This is a genomic window from Kordia sp. SMS9, from assembly GCF_003352465.1.
Taxonomy (GTDB): Bacteria; Bacteroidota; Bacteroidia; order Flavobacteriales; family Flavobacteriaceae; genus Kordia.
In genome coordinates this window covers 3,640,786-3,658,264 of the sequence record NZ_CP031153.1, presented here as the reverse complement: position 1 = coordinate 3,658,264, position 17,479 = coordinate 3,640,786, and the positions used below count along the sequence as shown (strand labels likewise).

Genomic DNA, 17,479 nt, shown 5'->3' with positions numbered 1-17,479 from the left:
GGCAAAAAAAGATTAATTATTTCTTTGGAAAACTAAGGTATCTGTTCCACCGTTTCCTCCGCTAACATCTTGTAAACTTATGGTGGTAGAAGAATAACTAATAATATCCCAATCGTCATTCAAATCAAAGAAATTGCTTGTGTTAGGCACGTTGAACGAAATAGTAAAGTCGATATCATCATCAGAACTACTATCATCATTACTGTTGCTACTATCGGTTACTGACCATGTTCCTTGTACTTGATCGGTTCCATTACTCGCTGTAACGGTTCCGCCATCAGCAAAAGTAAAAGTATAATTGTTAAAATCGTTGGTTTCGTCTTGTCCAGAGTCTACATAACTGGTAATTCTCCAAGTATTGGTTTCTGCAATATCCTTAATTTCAGCAATGGTTTGCGAATTGTCAATGACAACATCATCGTCTGTATCGCAAGTTGTTGACATCAAAGAGAAACTCAGCATGACTAAAAAGCCTAAATAAAGTCGTGTTTTCATAAGAAGTGTTTTTATAGTTTAGAAAGTGTTAATGTATCTGTGCCACCACCGCCACCGCTGACATCTTGTAATTGTACTTGCGTGTCAGAAATAGAAATCACATCCCAATCATCGTTAAATTCATCAAACGGAATGGCTCCAAAATTTAGTAGTAAAACACTGCCAGAACTCTGTACATCCCAAGTTCCGTTAATGGTTGCACCATTGACAGCCTGTACGGTACCATTATTAGCAAATGTGAGTTGATATCCGTTATAATCTGCCGTTTCATCTACGCCGTCGTCAGTATACGAATCTACTATCCAAATGCCTGTTGTTAAAATGACATCTAAGTTCGTGTTGCCGCCTCCGCCAGAAGGATTTCGTTCAAAAGTTAAGTAATCAATACTTCCATCGCCACCACTTACATCTTTTAAACGTATAATGTCATTGGTAACTTCCAACACATCCCAATCTTCTGCCAATTCATCTAGTGGAATTGTTGTGCCAAAATTTAAGTTCAATTCCAAAGGCGTATCATCACCAACTCCAGTATTCCAAAAACCATCCGTAATTGCACCCATTAAGTTAGCTGTTGCCGATCCGTCCGAAGAAAAGTTAAATTTATAATCCGCGTAGTCCGCTGTTTCATCCGTTTCATCAAAATAATAGGTAATGTACCAATCGCCCATTGTGAGTGCGTTTACCAAAGCAGTATCATCAACAATTCCATTATTTCCTGTAGAAGAACAGTCGCTTTCAAATCGCAAACGATCATCACCCAATCGCAAATCAACTTTGGTTTCATCGCCTTCTTGTTCTATTTCGTGAAGATTCCACGATGCGTTAAAGTCTGGTAAATCAGGAATCGTAATCGCTACTGTAATCCCATTTCCGCTTCCAGAAGATTGCCAAGTTCCTGTAAAAGTATCATTCCCAAACGCTACTTGAACACTTCCATCCGTTGCAAAGTTGAATTTATAACCTACATACATATCTTCCAAGTCGTTGTCATTTCGTTCTAACTTATCAACTGTCCAATTGGAACATTGACTTAACACAGTTGCTAATTGATCATTGGTACAATTGTCGCAATCATCATCATCATAATCGTTGTCATCGTCTTCATCGCAAGCATCATCGTAGGTATTAATAACGTTTTCCAATTCCGCAAAATTATTGATGGTGATCGTTTCGCCATCATACGTAGTCACGCTAATCGGGAATTGAACCGTAATGATATCATTGACATCTATATTTTCAATAAACGCATACATTTGTGCATCATTCATGATAGAAATCGTTTCTATCAATTCATTATTTGTATTAAAGAACGAAGCAACAATTGGATAGTTAAAATCCAAACATTCAATATCGTCATCTGCTTCATTTTCGCCAGCACAATTGTCTGTAAATGTGGCGAATTCGGCTGCATTGTTAATCACAACTTCTGTAAAATCAACTAAAATAATAGTGATTGGAAATTCAATGATCAAATCGTCATTGTCATCTTCAAATTCTTCAAAAATAGCTTCAATCGTTTCAAAATCATCTTCCGAATCTACAATGATTTGCAATCCGTTAACTACGACTGTAACTGGCAATTGAACAGAAATACAGTTTGCATTATCAATGATATTATCAAAAGAACCATCATTAGTTGCAGTTCGTTGCATCAACGTTTTTACAGGTGAGTTGATATCTAATGTTTGTTCCTGCGGCGCTTCAATAACTTCCATGTCTTCTGTTCTACAGGAAGTAAACACAAGCGCTAAAAATAAAGCGGTTGTTAAAAGTTGTGTGAGTGTTTTCATAATTATTTGGGATTTTATTTTTTCCTTCTTTTACTATACAACAACCACGAAATTAAAATCCCTGACTTTTTTTAAAAATTTTTTACCTATCTTGATTTCAATATTTTTTTTGTGAAAAAAGAACTAGAAACAACGGTTTGTGAAGAACGTATTTTTGAAAGCCTCTATCGAAAGCTTTCCAAAAGTATACACGATTTTTTATACTATAAGTATGGAAGTACGTGCAATCCGAATGATACTACGCAAGAAGCTTTTTTAAAACTTTGGAACAATTGTAATACAGTTTCGCCCGCAAAAGCTAAATCTTTTCTGTTTACAGTAGCAAATAATATGGTATTGAATCAATTGAAACATGAAAAGGTAAAACTCAATTATCAAAAAGCGAATACCAAAACGCATACCCACGAAAGTCCAGAGTTTATTATGCAAGAAGCAGAGTTTTTACAAAAATACAATGCTATTTTAGAGGATATGAAAGAGGAATACCGTGTCGCTTTTTTATTAAGTAAGGCAGAAAACAAAAAACAAAAAGAAATTGCAGCCATGCTAGGAGTTACTGTAAAAGTAGTAGAATATAGAGTTCACAGAGCTTTTATGATACTAAAAGAACAATTAGAAGGATTTAATTTAAAATAATCAGGGATTTTTAACCATGAGTTGTTATATATAAAATGTACTAGAAATGGACAATGATAATTTGATACAAAAATGGCTGAATGGCGAGCTTTCAGAATCTGAATTGAAGGATTTTGAACAAAGTGCTGATTTTGAATATTATCAGTCCATCATCAAAAATGCGCAACGATTTAAAGCGTCAAACTTTCACACGGTTGATGATTATGAAACGTTTAAAGCGAAAAAATTAGTTGCGCAATCGCAAAAAAGAGGTTTTTCAAAAGTATGGATGCCATTGATGAAAATTGCAGCTGTATTTGTGGTTTTTGTGGGATTCTATCTTTTCTTTTTGAATGATTCCTTAACGACTATCACCACCACGGCGAGCGAAAAAACGAACATTGTATTACCGGATGCTTCCGAAATTGTGCTCAACGCTGAATCGTCAATTACGTATGATAAAAAGAATTGGAGCAATGAGCGAATGATACAACTAAATGGAGAAGCTTTTTTTAAAGTTGCCAAAGGAGAAACATTTGATGTGATTGCTGAAAAAGACACAGTTCGTGTTGTAGGAACGCAATTCAATGTAAAAAAACGAACGAACTATTTTGAGGTAACATGTTATGAAGGTGTTGTTAAAGTTTTAGCAGGAACGCGTCAACGTATTTTGAAACAAGGCGATCAATTTGTGATCTTAAATAATGAATTGACAGAACGAAAACTGAACAATACAAAACCGTATTGGACGCAAAATCTAAGTTCATTTTCGGCAGTTCCGATCCAAGAAGTGTTTGACGAGATAGCGCGTCAATTTGATGTAAACATTTCCACAGAAAACATTAACAATGATCAACGCTTTACAGGAGGTTTTCAGCATGATGATCTGCAAAAAGCCTTGCGATCAGTTACCGAACCTATGAATTTACGCTTTGAAATGAGTGCCAAAAAAAGTGTAATCGTATATGAAGTTAACCAATAACATATATGTAATTTTCATGGTTTTGCTCCTTACTACTTGTAGTTTTGGACAAAATCGAATTTCAAGTACTGACAAAGAGTCTTTAATTGCAGTTTTAGAAAATGTGAAGAAAGAGTTTCAAGTCGAATTTAATTATTCACAAGAACAACTCAAAGAAGTAAGTGTAACGACGCCCGATTTTTCAACATCACTTTCCAAAATATTACTTCAGCTCGAAAGAGAAACAAAGTTTACATTTCAAAAAATTGACAGTCGGTTCATTATTGTAAAGTTAAAAAAAGGAGTAATCGTTTGTGGTTTTTTAAAAAATAATGACACAAATGCTCCTATTGAAGCAGCGACCGTTCAAGGCATAACAAACGCTACAACAAGTGATGAAAATGGTTTTTTTCGCTTGCAAATTTCTTCTCCAAAAGAAATCATCACCATACGTCACATATCTTATAAAACCGTGCAACGTATTAGTGAAAACTTTACCGAAAAAGGATGCGGAAGCGTATATCTTATACAACAAACCGAATCACTTTCAAGTGTCATTATCTCCAACTACATCGCATCAGGAATTAGCAAACTTAGCAATGGCTCATTCACTTTAAATTTTAAAAATTTTGACATGTTGCCAGGAATGATAGAAAATGATGTCTTGCAAGCTGTTCAGGCTTTCCCAGGTATTCAAAGCACCAATGAAACTGTTTCAAACCTAAATATACGTGGCGGCACTCACGATCAAAATCTAATCAAATGGGATGGTATTAAAATGTATCAATCAGGACATTTTTTTGGATTGATTTCGATGTACAATCCTCAAATTACCCAAAACGTTCAATTATTAAAAAATGGTACAGATACGAGCGAAACTGATGGTGTTTCAGGAACAATAGCTATGGAAACGGCTAAAAACATTTCAACAACTTTTAAAGGAAGTGTTGGAGTAAATTTTACCGATGCCAATATATTCTTTGACACACCACTTGGTAAAAAATCATCCATACAAATTGCGGCGAGGAAATCAATTAATGACCTGATAGAAACGCCTGCATATAATGCCTATTTTGAGCAAATAGAGCAGGATACAGAAGTTCAAGAGAATCAAGAAAATATTATCAATTCTGACAAAAGCTTTGATTTTTTTGACACTTCTTTTCGTTGGTTATATAACATAGACGATCGTAATGAATTGCGATTGAATGGAATTTTTGTGTCTAATACATTGCGTTTTACCGAAACATTGTCAACGGATACTGTAGAAGATTCCAGAGAAAGTAACTTACAACAAAATAGTTTTGCAGCAGGATTGTATTTTAAAAATAATTGGAGAGATAAATTGTTTACAACGCTTGAAATTTATGAAACAGACTATAAGTTAAAAGCCATCAATGCCAATGTTTTAGATGCGCAACGGTTTTTACAAGAAAATAAAGTTTCAGAAACCAGTGCAAAATTAAAATTGAATTATCTGTATAATGACAACTTTACCATTACTGCGGGATATCATTTTGTAGAAACCGAAGTAACTAATTTAGACGACATTGATATTCCTTTAATTCGTTTGTTAATTTCTGAAGTGTTACGCACGCATGCTTTCTTTACAGGAATTAACTACAGTTCAAATGACAAAAACACACAAATCAGTTTGGGAGGACGTTATAACTATCTTGATAAGTTTCAAAAACACATCATTGAACCTAGATTTAGTTTGAGTCATACGTTTTTGAATGATTTTATCGTTGAGGCACAAGCAGAATTTAAGCACCAAAACACGTCACAAATTATCAACTTTCAAAATGATTTTTTAGGAATTGAAAAAAGACGTTGGCAATTATCGAATGATAACGATATTCCTGTGCTTACCAGCAGGCAAATGTCTGTTGGACTCAATTATCAAAAAAACAATTGGTTGGCAAGTGCAGAAGCATATTTTAAAGAAGTTGACGGAATTACAACACAAAGTCAGGGTTTTCAAAATCAATATGAATTTACAAAAGCAAATGGGCAGTATAGCGTTTATGGAATTGATGTGCTGCTCAGAAAACGACTTGATCGTCTAAATATGTGGCTTAGTTATTCATATATGAACAATGAATATACATTCAATTCATTAGAAGCCAATCCGTTTGTGAGCAATTATGACATAACACATGCAATAACTTCGGGGATTACCTATTCTTACAATTCTTTAAAATTAGGTTTAGGATTAAATTGGAGAACAGGCAAACCTATGACAATGCCTGTTGCTGGTAATGAAACTTCCAATGGAGAAATCAACTATGAGAAAGTAAACTCTTCACGATTGGAAGAGTACCTTCGATTGGACTTTTCAGCTAAATATGCTTACCAATTATCAGAAAAGATGCGATTAGATTTTGCATTTGCCCTCTGGAATGTACTAAACACGAACAACCAAATAGAAAAATATTACCGAATTAATCCTCAAGATACTGTTTCTGATATACGGCGTTTTTCATTAGGTATGACACCTAATTTTTCATGTAGGTTATATTTTAATTAAATTCATTACTATTTACGAGCATTACTCAAGTTCTTTGATGCTCGAATAAGTTCTGCATAATCATTATTAAAGTATTTTGAAACTTTAAGGATTCCATAAATTGCCACACCACAAATAACTACTTTAGTCGCAGGGTGTTTCAATACTTTTTTGTATCAATGAGTGGTTTAGTAGATTTAGGAATCGTATCCAAATCTAGTTTGTCTAAAATTGTCTTTCTTTTTGTTTGCTCTTTACGTACCATTTTTTCGTGTATTTTTGTTTAAATTACATGAGAAAAACTGATACTTTTTTAGCGATAGATAAAAAGCTAAAAATCAATCGAAAATATATTGATTTTAAAGTGTCAAAAGAGTACCGTTTCAGAGTACCAAAAAGCATGGAAATCAACACTTTCTCGGACTCCTTATTTTGTAAATAACTAAAAATAAGACGTTAAAAATTTAACCAACTGTTCGCTGTTCGCAAAAATAATTTATCTTTTTTATTTAAAATATAATATTCTAAATATCGTTCACGCTAAACTTGTCGAAGGGCCAATAGTATTCAAGGAAATACAAGCAACCCAAGACCTAAAAGCAAAGCGTTCAAAGACCTAATTCTATAAATCTTTCAACATCCACACATCGCAAGAATAATGTCCTGTCGCACCTAAGGGTTTGTCCAAATGCTTAAATCCGAAAAGTTCATAAATGTGAATGGCAGCTTTAAATTTTGGGGACGATTCTAAGTAACACTGCGAGTATCCAAATTCTTTTGCTGCTTCCAAACATTTGGCAAACAAGATTTTTCCGTAGCCTTTTCCTCGGGTTTTCGGAAAAAAATACATTTTCTGTAACTCACACACATGCGGAGGATTGTCACGTAACTGCTTTATTCCACCGCCGCCAAGCACTTCTCCATCTTCTTCAATTACATAATAAACTTCGCGTTCGCCTTGATAGGATTCAAACATGACATCCGTTTCGGGATCTTCGTACGCTGTGCCCACTTTTGGCATGTCAAACTCCGGAATCACCAAGCGAATGCAGGCTGCCATTGCTGCATTGTCTTCTGGTTGTATTTTTCTGATGTTCATTTTTTATAATTAAAAATTAAAAAACTCCTACCCCATAACTCATCACTCCTAAACTATCGTAACATCAAACTTCGCCAGCAAACCATGAACTTCCGAACGGGAGAATTTCGCTTTTTTAAGCCGATTCTGTGTCGGATCAATCGTGTAATTACGTGCTGACGTAAAATCTGCTTTTTGCAAATTGGTTTGCTCAAAAATAGCTCCTTTTACATCGCAATCATCAAATGTAGCACTTTCCAAATTCGTCGAAGTAAAGTCTACTTTTTGCAAATTGCTTCCGCTAAATGTGATTTCTTTCAAATTCAATTCCGCAAAGGACGCCAATTCCAAATTGCATTCTTTAAACGTGAGCGACAACATAAAATCTTTGCACACACTAAAATTTACACCTAACAACTTACTATTCACAAAATCGACTACGTTGAACGAGGTGCTTTTCACTTTTGCATTGGTTACATCGCAGGTGTCAAACGTACATTCTAAAAACGTCATTGCTGCCATATCTACATTTTCAAATTTGCAATTGACAAACGTGCAATGGTCGTATTCGCCCTTCGGAAATGTTTGTTGTGTATAATCAATTTGTGTAAAAGTTTGATCTTGATAGAATTCTTGACTCATTTTGTATTCGCTTCAAATAGAAATTGTGTAGTTTTGCGATGCTGTGAAGATACTAAATTTGGTTGTGAATTTCTAGTTGTTTTAGATTGAAATTACAACCTTGTTTATGTTTTTGAAAAGCCATTGCGAACGTTTATAAATTCGTACGAAAGTATTATTTATAAACTTGCAGGAATCTGCTTCTTAATAAGCAGATTACCGCGCTATCGCTCGTAATAACGTATTAAATTTTACAAAATAAAACATGAAAAAACGCATCATCATTCCAATGTTGCTACTGATTATCAGTTGTAACGTACGTGAAAAACCATTATTTGTAAAAGTAGATAACATGAAAGTAGTCTCTTCTACGTTAGAAAATATTGTGTTGACGGCAGATGCTTTCTTCATCAATAAAAATGATATTGGCGGAAGTTTGGAAAGCAAAAACATCGACATATTGATCAACAATGTAAAAGTGGCGCAGATGAGTTCAGAACTGTTTGAAGTGCCTGCGGGTGAAGAATTTACGATTCCACTTAAAGTAGTAATTCCTACCAAAAAAGTATTTGACAACAACGAAAATGGAGTGTTGGGCGGCATTTTAAATAGCATTCTCAACAAAAAAATAAACGTACAATACAAAGGAATTATTACCTATACAAAATTAGGGTTTTCGTATGATTATGAAGTAAATACAACGCAAGAAGTGAAAATTAAAATCTAATGACAAACACGCACAAAACCTATATGAAACGTTGTTTGCAGTTGGCTGCGAATGGTGTATCGGCTGCCATGCCCAACCCTTCCGTGGGCGCTGTAATTGTGCACAATGAAACGATTATTGGCGAAGGATATACAAGTGCATACGGCGGAAATCATGCCGAAGTGAACGCGGTTGCTTCTGTTAAAGACAAATCCTTATTAAAAGAAGCTACTATTTATGTTTCGTTAGAACCGTGCAGTCATTTTGGGAAAACGCCTCCATGTAGCAATTTAATCATCAAGCATCAAATTCCAAAAGTGGTGATTGGCACGATAGATCCGTTTGCAAAAGTGGCAGGAAAAGGTATTGAAAAGCTAAAAGATGCAGGTTGTGAAGTCACTTTGGGTGTATTAAGAGATGAATGCATCGCTTCCAACAAACGATTTTTCACCTTTCATCAGCACAAACGTCCATACATTATTTTGAAATGGGCGCAAACACAAGATGGTTTTATGGATAAAATTCGCCATGAAAACGATCCGGTACAACCCAATTGGATTACCAATACTTATGCGCGTCAGTTGGTTCATAAATGGCGCAGTGAAGAAACGGCAATTTTGGTGGGAACAAATACGGCAATTACAGACAATCCGAAATTAAATACACGCGATTGGTTTGGCAACAATCCTGTGCGAATTGTGTTGGACAGAAGTTTGCGAATTCCTGAAAGTTATGCACTGTTTGATCCATTAGTAAAAACGATTGTATTGACGGAACAAACGAAAGCTTCTACAGAAAATGTGCTTTTTGAAACGATTGATTTCTCTCAAAACCTGGCACAACAAATCTGTAACGTGTTATACAATAACGAGTTACAATCTGTAATTATTGAAGGCGGCAAACAAACGTTGCAAACTTTTATTGATGCCAATTTGTGGGATGAAGCGCGTGTATTTACAGGAAATATTTCTTTCGAAAAAGGAATTGAAGTGCCTATTTTACAAGGAAAGTTACAATCCAACACCACAATTTTAGACAATTCATTAGACATTTACACGAATGATTAAAAATATAATTTTCGATTACGGCGATATCTTTATCAATTTGGACAAACCTGCCACACAGCGCGAGTTGGACAAGTTAGGCATTGACGATTTCACAACCGAAATGATGGAAAAAAATCAAGCGTATGAAAAAGGATTAATTTCAACAGAAGAATTTGTAAATTTTTATCACGCACAATTTCCGGAAACTACCAAAAAAGATTTAATTGATGCGTGGAATGCGATTTTAAAAGACTTTCCAAAACATCGTATGGAGTTCATTCAAAAATTAGCAAAAGACAACAACTATCGCCTTTTTATATTAAGCAACACAAACGATTTGCACATTTCGTGGATTCAAGAAGATTGGGGGATGGAGTTGTATAATGAGTTTAAAAATTGTTTTGAACAATTCTATTTATCGCACGAAATTCATTTTCGAAAACCTAACGTGGACATTTACGAATTTGTGTTGAATGAAAACAATTTAAAACCCGAAGAAACTATTTTTATTGACGATACCAAAGAAAATACAGATGCAGCGGCAACGCTCGGAATTCACGTTTGGAATTTGATCCCTGGCAAAGAAGATATTGTTGATATATTCACACACAAACAATCATTATTTTGATATACCTCATCCTAAGTGTCTGCATTTCGAGTTCGTTATTTGTCATTTTTAAACTGTTTGACAAATTTCAAATCAACACCTTTCAAGCGATTGTTGTCAATTATTTAACGGCTTTTTGTTGCGGATTTTTCTTTTACAGAAACGGAATGACTGTTACCGAAATTACACAACGCCCGTGGATTCTCGGTTCCGTAATTTTAGGGTTTTTATTCATTGCAATTTTTATAGTAATGGCAACCACAGCGCAACGCAACGGACTTTCGGTAGCTTCTGTGGCAAGTAAAATGTCGGTGGTGATTCCTGTCGTTTTTGCAGTGATCGTGTATCAAGAAAAATTGAGTTTGCTAAAAATTTCGGGTATTCTTTTGGCGTTGTTAGCGGTCTATTTAACCACTGTTAAAAACGATGGCAATACCTTTGAACGTAAAAAGTTGCTCTTCCCTATCCTACTCTTTTTAGGCTCTGGCGTTATTGATACTGCGATCAAATATATAGAAACCAAATATTTGGCCGCAGGGGAAGTTCCTATCTTTTCATCGACAGTTTTTGGTTGTGCGTTTATCATTGGAATTGTAGTAGCAATTATTCGTGGAAACTTAAAAATTACAGGTAAAACCATTTTGGGAGGCATTGCACTTGGAATCCCAAATTTCTATTCGATTATATTTTTATTAAAAGCACTCAGACCTGAAAACTTGGGCGATAGTTCAACCGTATTTCCCATAAACAATGTCGCAATTGTGATGTTATCGACTATCTTTGGAATTATCTTATTTAAAGAAAAACTCATCACCAAAAATTGGATCGGCATTGGCATTGCGATTGTTAGTATTGCGATGATTGCGGTTTCGGTGTAAACTTTTTAAAATATCTCAACTTTGGAAATGAAAGACACCTACAAAACCATTGACAAACCTTCGGAAGAAGTGTTGTTTAAAGATCGAAATAGTAAATTTTTCGGCTATGCGTTTCCGGTTTCCAATGAAGACGACATTAAGCAACAGTTGGAAGCGTTGAAGAAAAGTCACCATTCGGCGCGACATTGGTGTTATGCGTGGCAATTGGGAAAAAGTGAACCGTTTCGTTTTCGTGCCAACGACGATGGCGAACCTTCTAACAGTGCTGGCATGCCGATTTATGGACAAATTCAGTCGTTTGAAGTCACCAATATTCTCATTGTCGTGGTTCGTTATTTTGGAGGTACGAAACTAGGTGTCGGCGGATTGATCAATGCATACAGAACTGGCGCGCAACTAGCGCTAGAAGCTTCTGAAATTCTTGAAAAAACCATCAATGTAGAGTATTTGCTTGTGTTTGATTATAAAAACATGAACAAAGTCATGCGTGTCATCAAAGAGCGAAACTTAACTATCATTTCACAAAAATTAGAAATGGATTGCAGAATTACCATTTCGGTGCGTAAAAAAGATGCCCAACAGATTTTTGAGTTATTTGAGAATTTGTATGAAATTTCGATTGAGGAAATTGAATAAAACTCAATTTAGCTTTATTCATATATCATCATCAGCACCAATTAATCGTATTTCATCTTTCAATGGAAACTTTTTAGTTACACGTTCTATAATTAAAGAGCGATTTTGTGCCCAGTTGGGATATGACTTCCAAGCTTCTTTACTTTTAAAAAATGGTTCAAAAGTGCCAATAGTAATGTTAGCATCAATTTTAATCGTTTGCCATTTTTCATTAATTTTTTCTGAATAATCTATTTGTTTGTAACTGATCTTTTGTACTTTCCAACCTTGTTTGTTGTGTGTATAATGGTGCTTGATTCTTTCTAAAAAAACGGCAGAGATAAAAATTATAAATAATAAAATATACATTCCCATGATAAGTCTGTTCTATAAATTCAACTAATAAAAAAAATCACTTCTTTCCTTTCCTATACTTCACAATCGGCTCACTCACACAAACTTCTTGCTCCAATTTCGATTTCCATTCTTGTTGTGTAGACAAGGTATTGCACAACTTTTCATGAAAATACACTTGATACCAGAGTTCTTTGGGAAATGAACTTACATCTTTATAAATCATTTCAGAATGTATCATTAACTTTAAAATAAAATCATCTTGTGGCGCACGATGATTGTTTATAATTTGGCTCAATTGAACAGACGTAATGCCAATGTCTTTTGCAAAAATAGCACGTTTGGAATAAATTGCATCTACATATAATTGTAAAAAATCAGAAAAATAAGTACGCTGCTCGTATACAGGTTGCTTAATGAATTCTTGCATTTTCAACTTTAATTGCAACAACTTGGCACGAATGATTTGGTCTTTAGACAAACCTTTCATACGTTGCAAACGCGCTTCCATCAAGGCAGTTGCTTCTGATTGGTATTCTTGTTCAGACGCATAACGACTGTCAACGCCAAATTCTGGATCTGTATAATTTTTTTCTTTAGTCATGATCAAATCGGTTTATCAAATGTATAATTTCTGGCATTTCAATACTGAGTGTAAGCCCAGTTGACGTCATATTATAACTGTTAATATAATGTTGCGCGATTTCTGTTTTCGGACGCAAAGAAACGCAAGCAAGTTCAGCATATTCTAAGATGGCTATTTTTGCTGCAAATGTGAGCAAGTTTCCTGCAATTTGACCAAATTTCTTCTTTTTCCCACAGTTTTCAACAGAAACAGTAAGCAATCGAATATGCACACGCCATTCACTTGGAATTCGTTCTAAGGAAATCAAACCTAAGATATCATTTGAAGTTACGGTACATAATTTATAGACTTCAAAGTTCTTTTCTTGTTTCCAATTGAAAAAGTAACGCGCTTTAGTTATGGTACGATAATCGTCATGAATGATAGGTGTTATTTGAACACGATGCTTTTTCCCCGTTATTATTTCAGTTATGACCATAAATTTACGAATTTATTTCCGATTTTGGTAATTTTTAACCAAATGTTTACAAATTTGTAAACTTATTTTATGCTAATATTAAATGTAGAATTGTATAGTAAAAGCTAACGAGGTATTTTTTAGTTTTTGAATCACGATTTGAAAAATTTGATAAAATTTAGGATGCATTAAAGTCAATCGTCGATAATTTTTCGATCAAATGCGCAGGACATTTCATAGGTCTTTTAGTCTCCATATTTATGAATGCCAAAACCGCATTCGCTTCTGTAATAATTTCCTTACTTTCGTTCAAAATTATGTAGTCAAATTCGATCTTAACCGACGGCAATTTTTTAAGTGTGGTTTTTACCGTCAACACCTCGTCATAATACGCAGACTTTTTATAATTGATCTGAATAGAAATTACAGGAAGCATGACGCCCATTTCCTCCATCTCTTTATATGAGATTCCTAGTGTGCGCAACCATTCAGTTCTCCCCATTTCCATGAATTGCACATAGTTACCATGATATACAACACCCATTTGATCGGTTTCAGCATAGCGAATTCTTGTTTTTATTTCGTGACTTCTCAAAGTTTTTTATATATTTAGTAATGTTAATGAATTGTAAAGAAATTGTTTCCAAGCATGCGAAAAAAATTTAACAAATTCAATAGCGTTCAAATTTTTTTTTCACTTTTTTTTTCACATATTTGTTCACGCTAAAAATAAAAGGAGAAAACCCCGAATTTTCTTTTTTTTTCCTAACCTAAGAATAACACTTTTAACGACAATAAATGAATGTAACTGCGCAATCAGTATGGGATAACTGTCTGTCTTTCATAAAGGACAACATTCAACCGCAAGCATATAAGACTTGGTTTGAGCCTATAAAGCCTGTAAAGTTAACAAATAAAGCGTTAAGCATTCAAGTTCCCAGTAAGTTTTTTTATGAGTGGCTTGAAGAGCATTATGTGAAGTTATTAAAAGTAGCTTTAGTGAAAGAATTGGGGAATAATGCACGATTAGTGTATATCATTAAAATGGAAAATACCTATGGCAATAAAAAGCCATTCACAGAAAAAATTCCAAGTGCCAATAGAAGCAATGTGAAAGCACAAGAAATTGATGTTCCTATCAAAAATAAAAGTCCTGAACTGAAAAATCCATTCATCATTCCTGGCATCAGAAATGTAAAGATTGAATCTCAGTTAAATCCAAATTATAATTTTGATAATTTCCTAGAAGGAGATTCCAATCGTCTAGCGCGTTCTGCAGGAATGGCAGTTGCCAACAAACCTGGTGGAACTTCTTTTAATCCACTCTTAATTTTTGGTGGTGTTGGTTTAGGAAAAACTCACATTGCGCATGCAATTGGTGTCGAAATCAAAGATAAATATCCAGAAAAAACGGTGTTGTACATTTCTGCAGAGAAATTTACACAACAATATATAGAGTCTGTAAAAAAGAATACACGAAACGATTTTATCCACTTTTATCAGTTGATTGATGTACTAATCATTGATGATGTACAATTCTTCTCTGGGAAATCTGGAACGCAAGATGTATTCTTTCACATTTTCAATCACTTACACCAAAATGGAAAGCAAGTGATTTTAACGTCTGACAAAGCTCCTGTAGACATGCAAGATATTGAGCAACGCTTATTATCTCGTTTTAAATGGGGACTTTCTGCCGAATTGCAAACACCCGATTTTGAAACACGTGTTTCTATCGTAAAAAATAAATTATATCGCGATGGCGTGGAAATGCCAAACGACATTATTGAATATGTTGCCAAAAACATCAAATCGAATGTGCGTGAGTTAGAAGGTGCCATCATTTCATTGATTGCGCAATCTTCTTTCAATAAAAAAGAAGTGACGATTGATTTGGCGAAACAAGTTGTTGAAAAATTCGTCAAGAATACAAAACGTGAAGTTTCTATAGATTATATCCAAAAAGTAGTATCTGACTATTTCCAGATGGATGTTTCTACCTTACAATCAAAAACACGCAAACGTCATATTGTACAAGCGAGACAATTAGCCATGTTTTTTGCAAAAAAATTCACCAAAGCTTCCTTAGCAAGTATTGGTTCTCAAATTGGAAAGCGCGATCACGCGACAGTATTACACGCTTGCAAAACGGTTGATAATTTATCGTCTACAGACAAGCAATTTCGCAAGTACGTAGAAGACTTAACGAAGAAACTTTCGTTGTAAACTCCACCAAATGAAGACTAAAATTTTAATGGTATGCTTAGGGAATATTTGTCGATCTCCTTTAGCGGAAGGAATTTTAGCGTCTAAACTCGATCCTACGAAGTTTGAAGTCGATTCCGCTGGAACCGCAGGATATCATGTTGGCGCACTTCCAGACAAACGCTCAATTGCGATCGCGAAACAATATGGACTAGACATTACCTACCAACGATCGAGAAAGTTCGTTAAAAGCGATTTTCAAACGTTTGATTACATCTTTGCGATGGATCAATCGAACTATGATAACATCCTCGCTTTGGCGGAAATGGAAACAGATCAAGCAAAAATACACATGATTCTCAACCAAATTACACCAAACTCAAATGCTGAAGTTCCCGATCCATATTACGGCGGCGATCAAGGATTTGAGAACGTGTATCGAATGTTAGAAGAAGCTTGCAGCATTTTCGCTGAGAAAATTTCATAAATCATCTACAAACAAAAGTAGTTCCTAATTTTTGTATCTTTCTATAAAAATTACCAACCTACTTTGCCATGAAAAGAAAAATACACCTATTATTAGCATTGGTATTTCCAATATTAATGTGCGCTCAAGGAGTGCTATTAAATCCTTTTGCTAACGGATTCACAAGACCTGTCGATATCAAACATGCCAATGATTCACGATTATTCATCGTAGAACAAGATGGTATTATTAAAATTTTAAATCCTGATGGAACTACAAACGCAACACCTTTTTTAGATATTGATGCACGTGTTCGTTCTACCGGAAATGAACAAGGTTTGCTCGGTTTGGCATTTGATCCAAATTACACTATAAACAACCGTTTTTATGTAAATTACATCAACAATAGCGGCGATACGGTCATTGCACGGTTTACGACTTCTGCCAATCCAAACATTGCTGATGATACCTCTGAAGAAATTTTATTAACGATTTCACAACCATACATCAACCACAACGGCGGTTGTATGGCATTTGGAAACGATGGCTTTTTATACATTGCAATCGGTGATGGCGGAAGCGCGGGCGATCCACAAAATTTTGCGCAAAACCTACAATCACTTCTAGGAAAAATTTTACGCATTGATGTAAGCGGCGCAACTGGCTATACAATTCCTCCAAGCAATCCGTTTGTGGGAAGTAACGCAGGTTTGGATGAAATTTGGTCGTATGGACTTCGAAATCCTTGGAAAATGTCCTTTGACAGTGACAATGGCGAATTGTGGATTGGTGATGTGGGACAAAGCAACAGAGAAGAAATCAACAATGTTCCGATAGTAAATGCTGGTTATAATTTTGGTTGGAAATGTTATGAAGGAAACGCTATATTCGACACTTCTGGTTGTCCACCTATCGCCACCATTGCATTTCCCGTAAGCGAATATAATTACGGCGGCACGCCTTTTCGTTGCGCCATTACAGGTGGTTATGTTTACAGAGGAAGCATGTACCCAAACATACAAGGCTGGTATATTTTCGCAGATTATTGCAGTAATGAAGTCGGTACTTTAGAGCCATCTATCATGGGCAATGGATGGAACATGAACATGAATCATATTGGCTTTAATGCAAACCTTTCTACGTTTGGAGAAGATATGAACAAAGAAATGTATGCCGCAGGATTATCCGATGGCGTTATATATCAAGTATACGATCCAACGTTGAGCATTGCTGAAAATTCTTTGGAGACCAACTATCAATTGTATCCAAATCCTGTAAGCGACTATTTTCAGATTCGCAATCAAAACGCAGCTTCTCAAATTAAAGAAGTCATGATATTTTCTCTTGATGGAAGCTTCATCTCAACAACCACAATTTTGACTGAAAATCAAAAAATTACCACAAATCAATTGGCAAAAGGAATGTATGTTGTGCAACTAATTTCAAATAATGATGCCGTTTCCTATCATAAATTCGTCAAAAATTAG

19 protein-coding genes are annotated in these 17,479 nt (G+C 35.0%); 11 read left to right on the top strand and 8 right to left on the bottom strand.

Translation table 11 applies throughout. From position 1 onward, the window contains the following. Nucleotides 1-12: 12 nt before the first annotated feature. Both KORDIASMS9_RS15460 and KORDIASMS9_RS23730 read right to left on the bottom strand, forming a co-directional pair. Nucleotides 13-495 carry a hypothetical protein gene (locus KORDIASMS9_RS15460; RefSeq protein ID WP_240321062.1) on the bottom strand — a complete coding sequence of 161 codons (483 nt, stop codon included), beginning with the start codon at nucleotides 493-495 and terminating at the stop codon, nucleotides 13-15. An 11-nt stretch (nucleotides 496-506) separates the two neighbouring features. Further along, the gene (locus tag KORDIASMS9_RS23730; protein ID WP_205317999.1) at nucleotides 507-2,288 is read right to left on the bottom strand and encodes a hypothetical protein; all 1,782 of its coding nucleotides are present in this window, start codon (nucleotides 2,286-2,288) and stop codon (nucleotides 507-509) included. 111 nt (nucleotides 2,289-2,399) lie between these two features. Between KORDIASMS9_RS23730 and KORDIASMS9_RS15450 the strand changes: the two genes are divergently transcribed. Genes KORDIASMS9_RS15450 through KORDIASMS9_RS15440 form a run of 3 tightly spaced genes read left to right on the top strand, consistent with a single transcriptional unit; the run spans nucleotide 2,400 to nucleotide 6,394 of the window. Next, nucleotides 2,400-2,924 (top strand): RNA polymerase sigma factor, encoded by a 525-nt coding sequence (locus KORDIASMS9_RS15450; protein ID WP_114903705.1) that lies wholly within the window; start codon nucleotides 2,400-2,402, stop codon nucleotides 2,922-2,924. A 46-nt stretch (nucleotides 2,925-2,970) separates the two neighbouring features. Beyond that, a complete protein-coding gene (locus tag KORDIASMS9_RS15445) occupies nucleotides 2,971-3,885 on the top strand; it encodes a FecR family protein (protein WP_114903704.1) in 915 nt (304 codons plus the stop codon). Beyond that, on the top strand, nucleotides 3,869-6,394 hold the full coding sequence (locus tag KORDIASMS9_RS15440) for a TonB-dependent receptor plug domain-containing protein (RefSeq protein ID WP_240321061.1): 2,526 nt from the start codon (nucleotides 3,869-3,871) through the stop codon (nucleotides 6,392-6,394). The genes KORDIASMS9_RS15445 and KORDIASMS9_RS15440 overlap by 17 nt, the downstream gene beginning before the upstream one ends. Nucleotides 6,395-6,995: 601 nt before the next feature. On the opposite strand, the gene KORDIASMS9_RS15430 is transcribed toward KORDIASMS9_RS15440, so the two are convergent. Both KORDIASMS9_RS15430 and KORDIASMS9_RS15425 read right to left on the bottom strand, forming a co-directional pair. After that, complete coding sequence (locus tag KORDIASMS9_RS15430) at nucleotides 6,996-7,472, bottom strand: GNAT family N-acetyltransferase (RefSeq protein ID WP_114903703.1); 477 nt, start codon at nucleotides 7,470-7,472, stop codon at nucleotides 6,996-6,998. A gap of 48 nt (nucleotides 7,473-7,520) precedes the next feature. Then, nucleotides 7,521-8,093: a pentapeptide repeat-containing protein gene (locus KORDIASMS9_RS15425; RefSeq protein WP_114903702.1), complete on the bottom strand. Its 573-nt coding sequence runs from the start codon at nucleotides 8,091-8,093 to the stop codon at nucleotides 7,521-7,523. A 244-nt stretch (nucleotides 8,094-8,337) separates the two neighbouring features. On the opposite strand from KORDIASMS9_RS15425, the gene KORDIASMS9_RS15420 reads away from it, so the two are divergent. From KORDIASMS9_RS15420 to KORDIASMS9_RS15400, 5 genes are read left to right on the top strand one after another with little or no spacing between them, the layout of a single operon-like run. Further along, nucleotides 8,338-8,799, top strand: coding sequence for a hypothetical protein (locus KORDIASMS9_RS15420; protein ID WP_114903701.1), 462 nt, complete (start codon nucleotides 8,338-8,340; stop codon nucleotides 8,797-8,799). After that, a complete protein-coding gene (gene ribD / locus KORDIASMS9_RS15415; protein WP_240321060.1) occupies nucleotides 8,799-9,845 on the top strand; it encodes a bifunctional diaminohydroxyphosphoribosylaminopyrimidine deaminase/5-amino-6-(5-phosphoribosylamino)uracil reductase RibD in 1,047 nt (348 codons plus the stop codon). The genes KORDIASMS9_RS15420 and ribD overlap by 1 nt, the downstream gene beginning before the upstream one ends. Beyond that, a complete protein-coding gene (locus KORDIASMS9_RS15410; RefSeq protein ID WP_114903700.1) occupies nucleotides 9,838-10,452 on the top strand; it encodes an HAD family phosphatase in 615 nt (204 codons plus the stop codon). Before ribD ends, KORDIASMS9_RS15410 begins: the two co-directional genes overlap by 8 nt. Beyond that, nucleotides 10,449-11,309 carry a DMT family transporter gene (locus KORDIASMS9_RS15405; RefSeq protein WP_114903699.1) on the top strand — a complete coding sequence of 287 codons (861 nt, stop codon included), beginning with the start codon at nucleotides 10,449-10,451 and terminating at the stop codon, nucleotides 11,307-11,309. The genes KORDIASMS9_RS15410 and KORDIASMS9_RS15405 overlap by 4 nt, the downstream gene beginning before the upstream one ends. Nucleotides 11,310-11,336: 27 nt before the next feature. Further along, the gene (locus KORDIASMS9_RS15400; RefSeq protein WP_205317998.1) at nucleotides 11,337-11,945 is read left to right on the top strand and encodes a YigZ family protein; all 609 of its coding nucleotides are present in this window, start codon (nucleotides 11,337-11,339) and stop codon (nucleotides 11,943-11,945) included. An 18-nt stretch (nucleotides 11,946-11,963) separates the two neighbouring features. Here KORDIASMS9_RS15400 and KORDIASMS9_RS15395 read toward each other — a convergent pair whose 3' ends face one another. The 4 genes from KORDIASMS9_RS15395 to KORDIASMS9_RS15380 form a co-directional block, all read right to left on the bottom strand. After that, nucleotides 11,964-12,299, bottom strand: coding sequence for a hypothetical protein (locus KORDIASMS9_RS15395; protein WP_114903697.1), 336 nt, complete (start codon nucleotides 12,297-12,299; stop codon nucleotides 11,964-11,966). Nucleotides 12,300-12,336: 37 nt separating this feature from the next. Then, nucleotides 12,337-12,882 (bottom strand): hypothetical protein, encoded by a 546-nt coding sequence (locus KORDIASMS9_RS15390; RefSeq protein ID WP_114903696.1) that lies wholly within the window; start codon nucleotides 12,880-12,882, stop codon nucleotides 12,337-12,339. After that, nucleotides 12,875-13,342 (bottom strand): N-acetyltransferase, encoded by a 468-nt coding sequence (locus KORDIASMS9_RS15385; protein ID WP_114903695.1) that lies wholly within the window; start codon nucleotides 13,340-13,342, stop codon nucleotides 12,875-12,877. Before KORDIASMS9_RS15385 ends, KORDIASMS9_RS15390 begins: the two co-directional genes overlap by 8 nt. Before the next feature lie 157 nt (nucleotides 13,343-13,499). Next, entirely contained in the window at nucleotides 13,500-13,916 is a 417-nt protein-coding gene (locus KORDIASMS9_RS15380; RefSeq protein WP_114903694.1) for a thioesterase family protein, read from the bottom strand. Nucleotides 13,917-14,119: 203 nt separating this feature from the next. Here KORDIASMS9_RS15380 and dnaA point away from each other — a divergent pair, with 203 nt between their 5' ends. From dnaA to KORDIASMS9_RS15365, 3 genes are all read left to right on the top strand, one after another. Next, nucleotides 14,120-15,547 (top strand): chromosomal replication initiator protein DnaA, encoded by a 1,428-nt coding sequence (gene dnaA, locus KORDIASMS9_RS15375; protein WP_114903693.1) that lies wholly within the window; start codon nucleotides 14,120-14,122, stop codon nucleotides 15,545-15,547. A 10-nt stretch (nucleotides 15,548-15,557) separates the two neighbouring features. Further along, complete coding sequence (locus KORDIASMS9_RS15370; protein WP_114903692.1) at nucleotides 15,558-16,013, top strand: low molecular weight protein-tyrosine-phosphatase; 456 nt, start codon at nucleotides 15,558-15,560, stop codon at nucleotides 16,011-16,013. Between the two features lie 68 nt (nucleotides 16,014-16,081). After that, the gene (locus KORDIASMS9_RS15365; protein ID WP_114903691.1) at nucleotides 16,082-17,479 is read left to right on the top strand and encodes a PQQ-dependent sugar dehydrogenase; all 1,398 of its coding nucleotides are present in this window, start codon (nucleotides 16,082-16,084) and stop codon (nucleotides 17,477-17,479) included.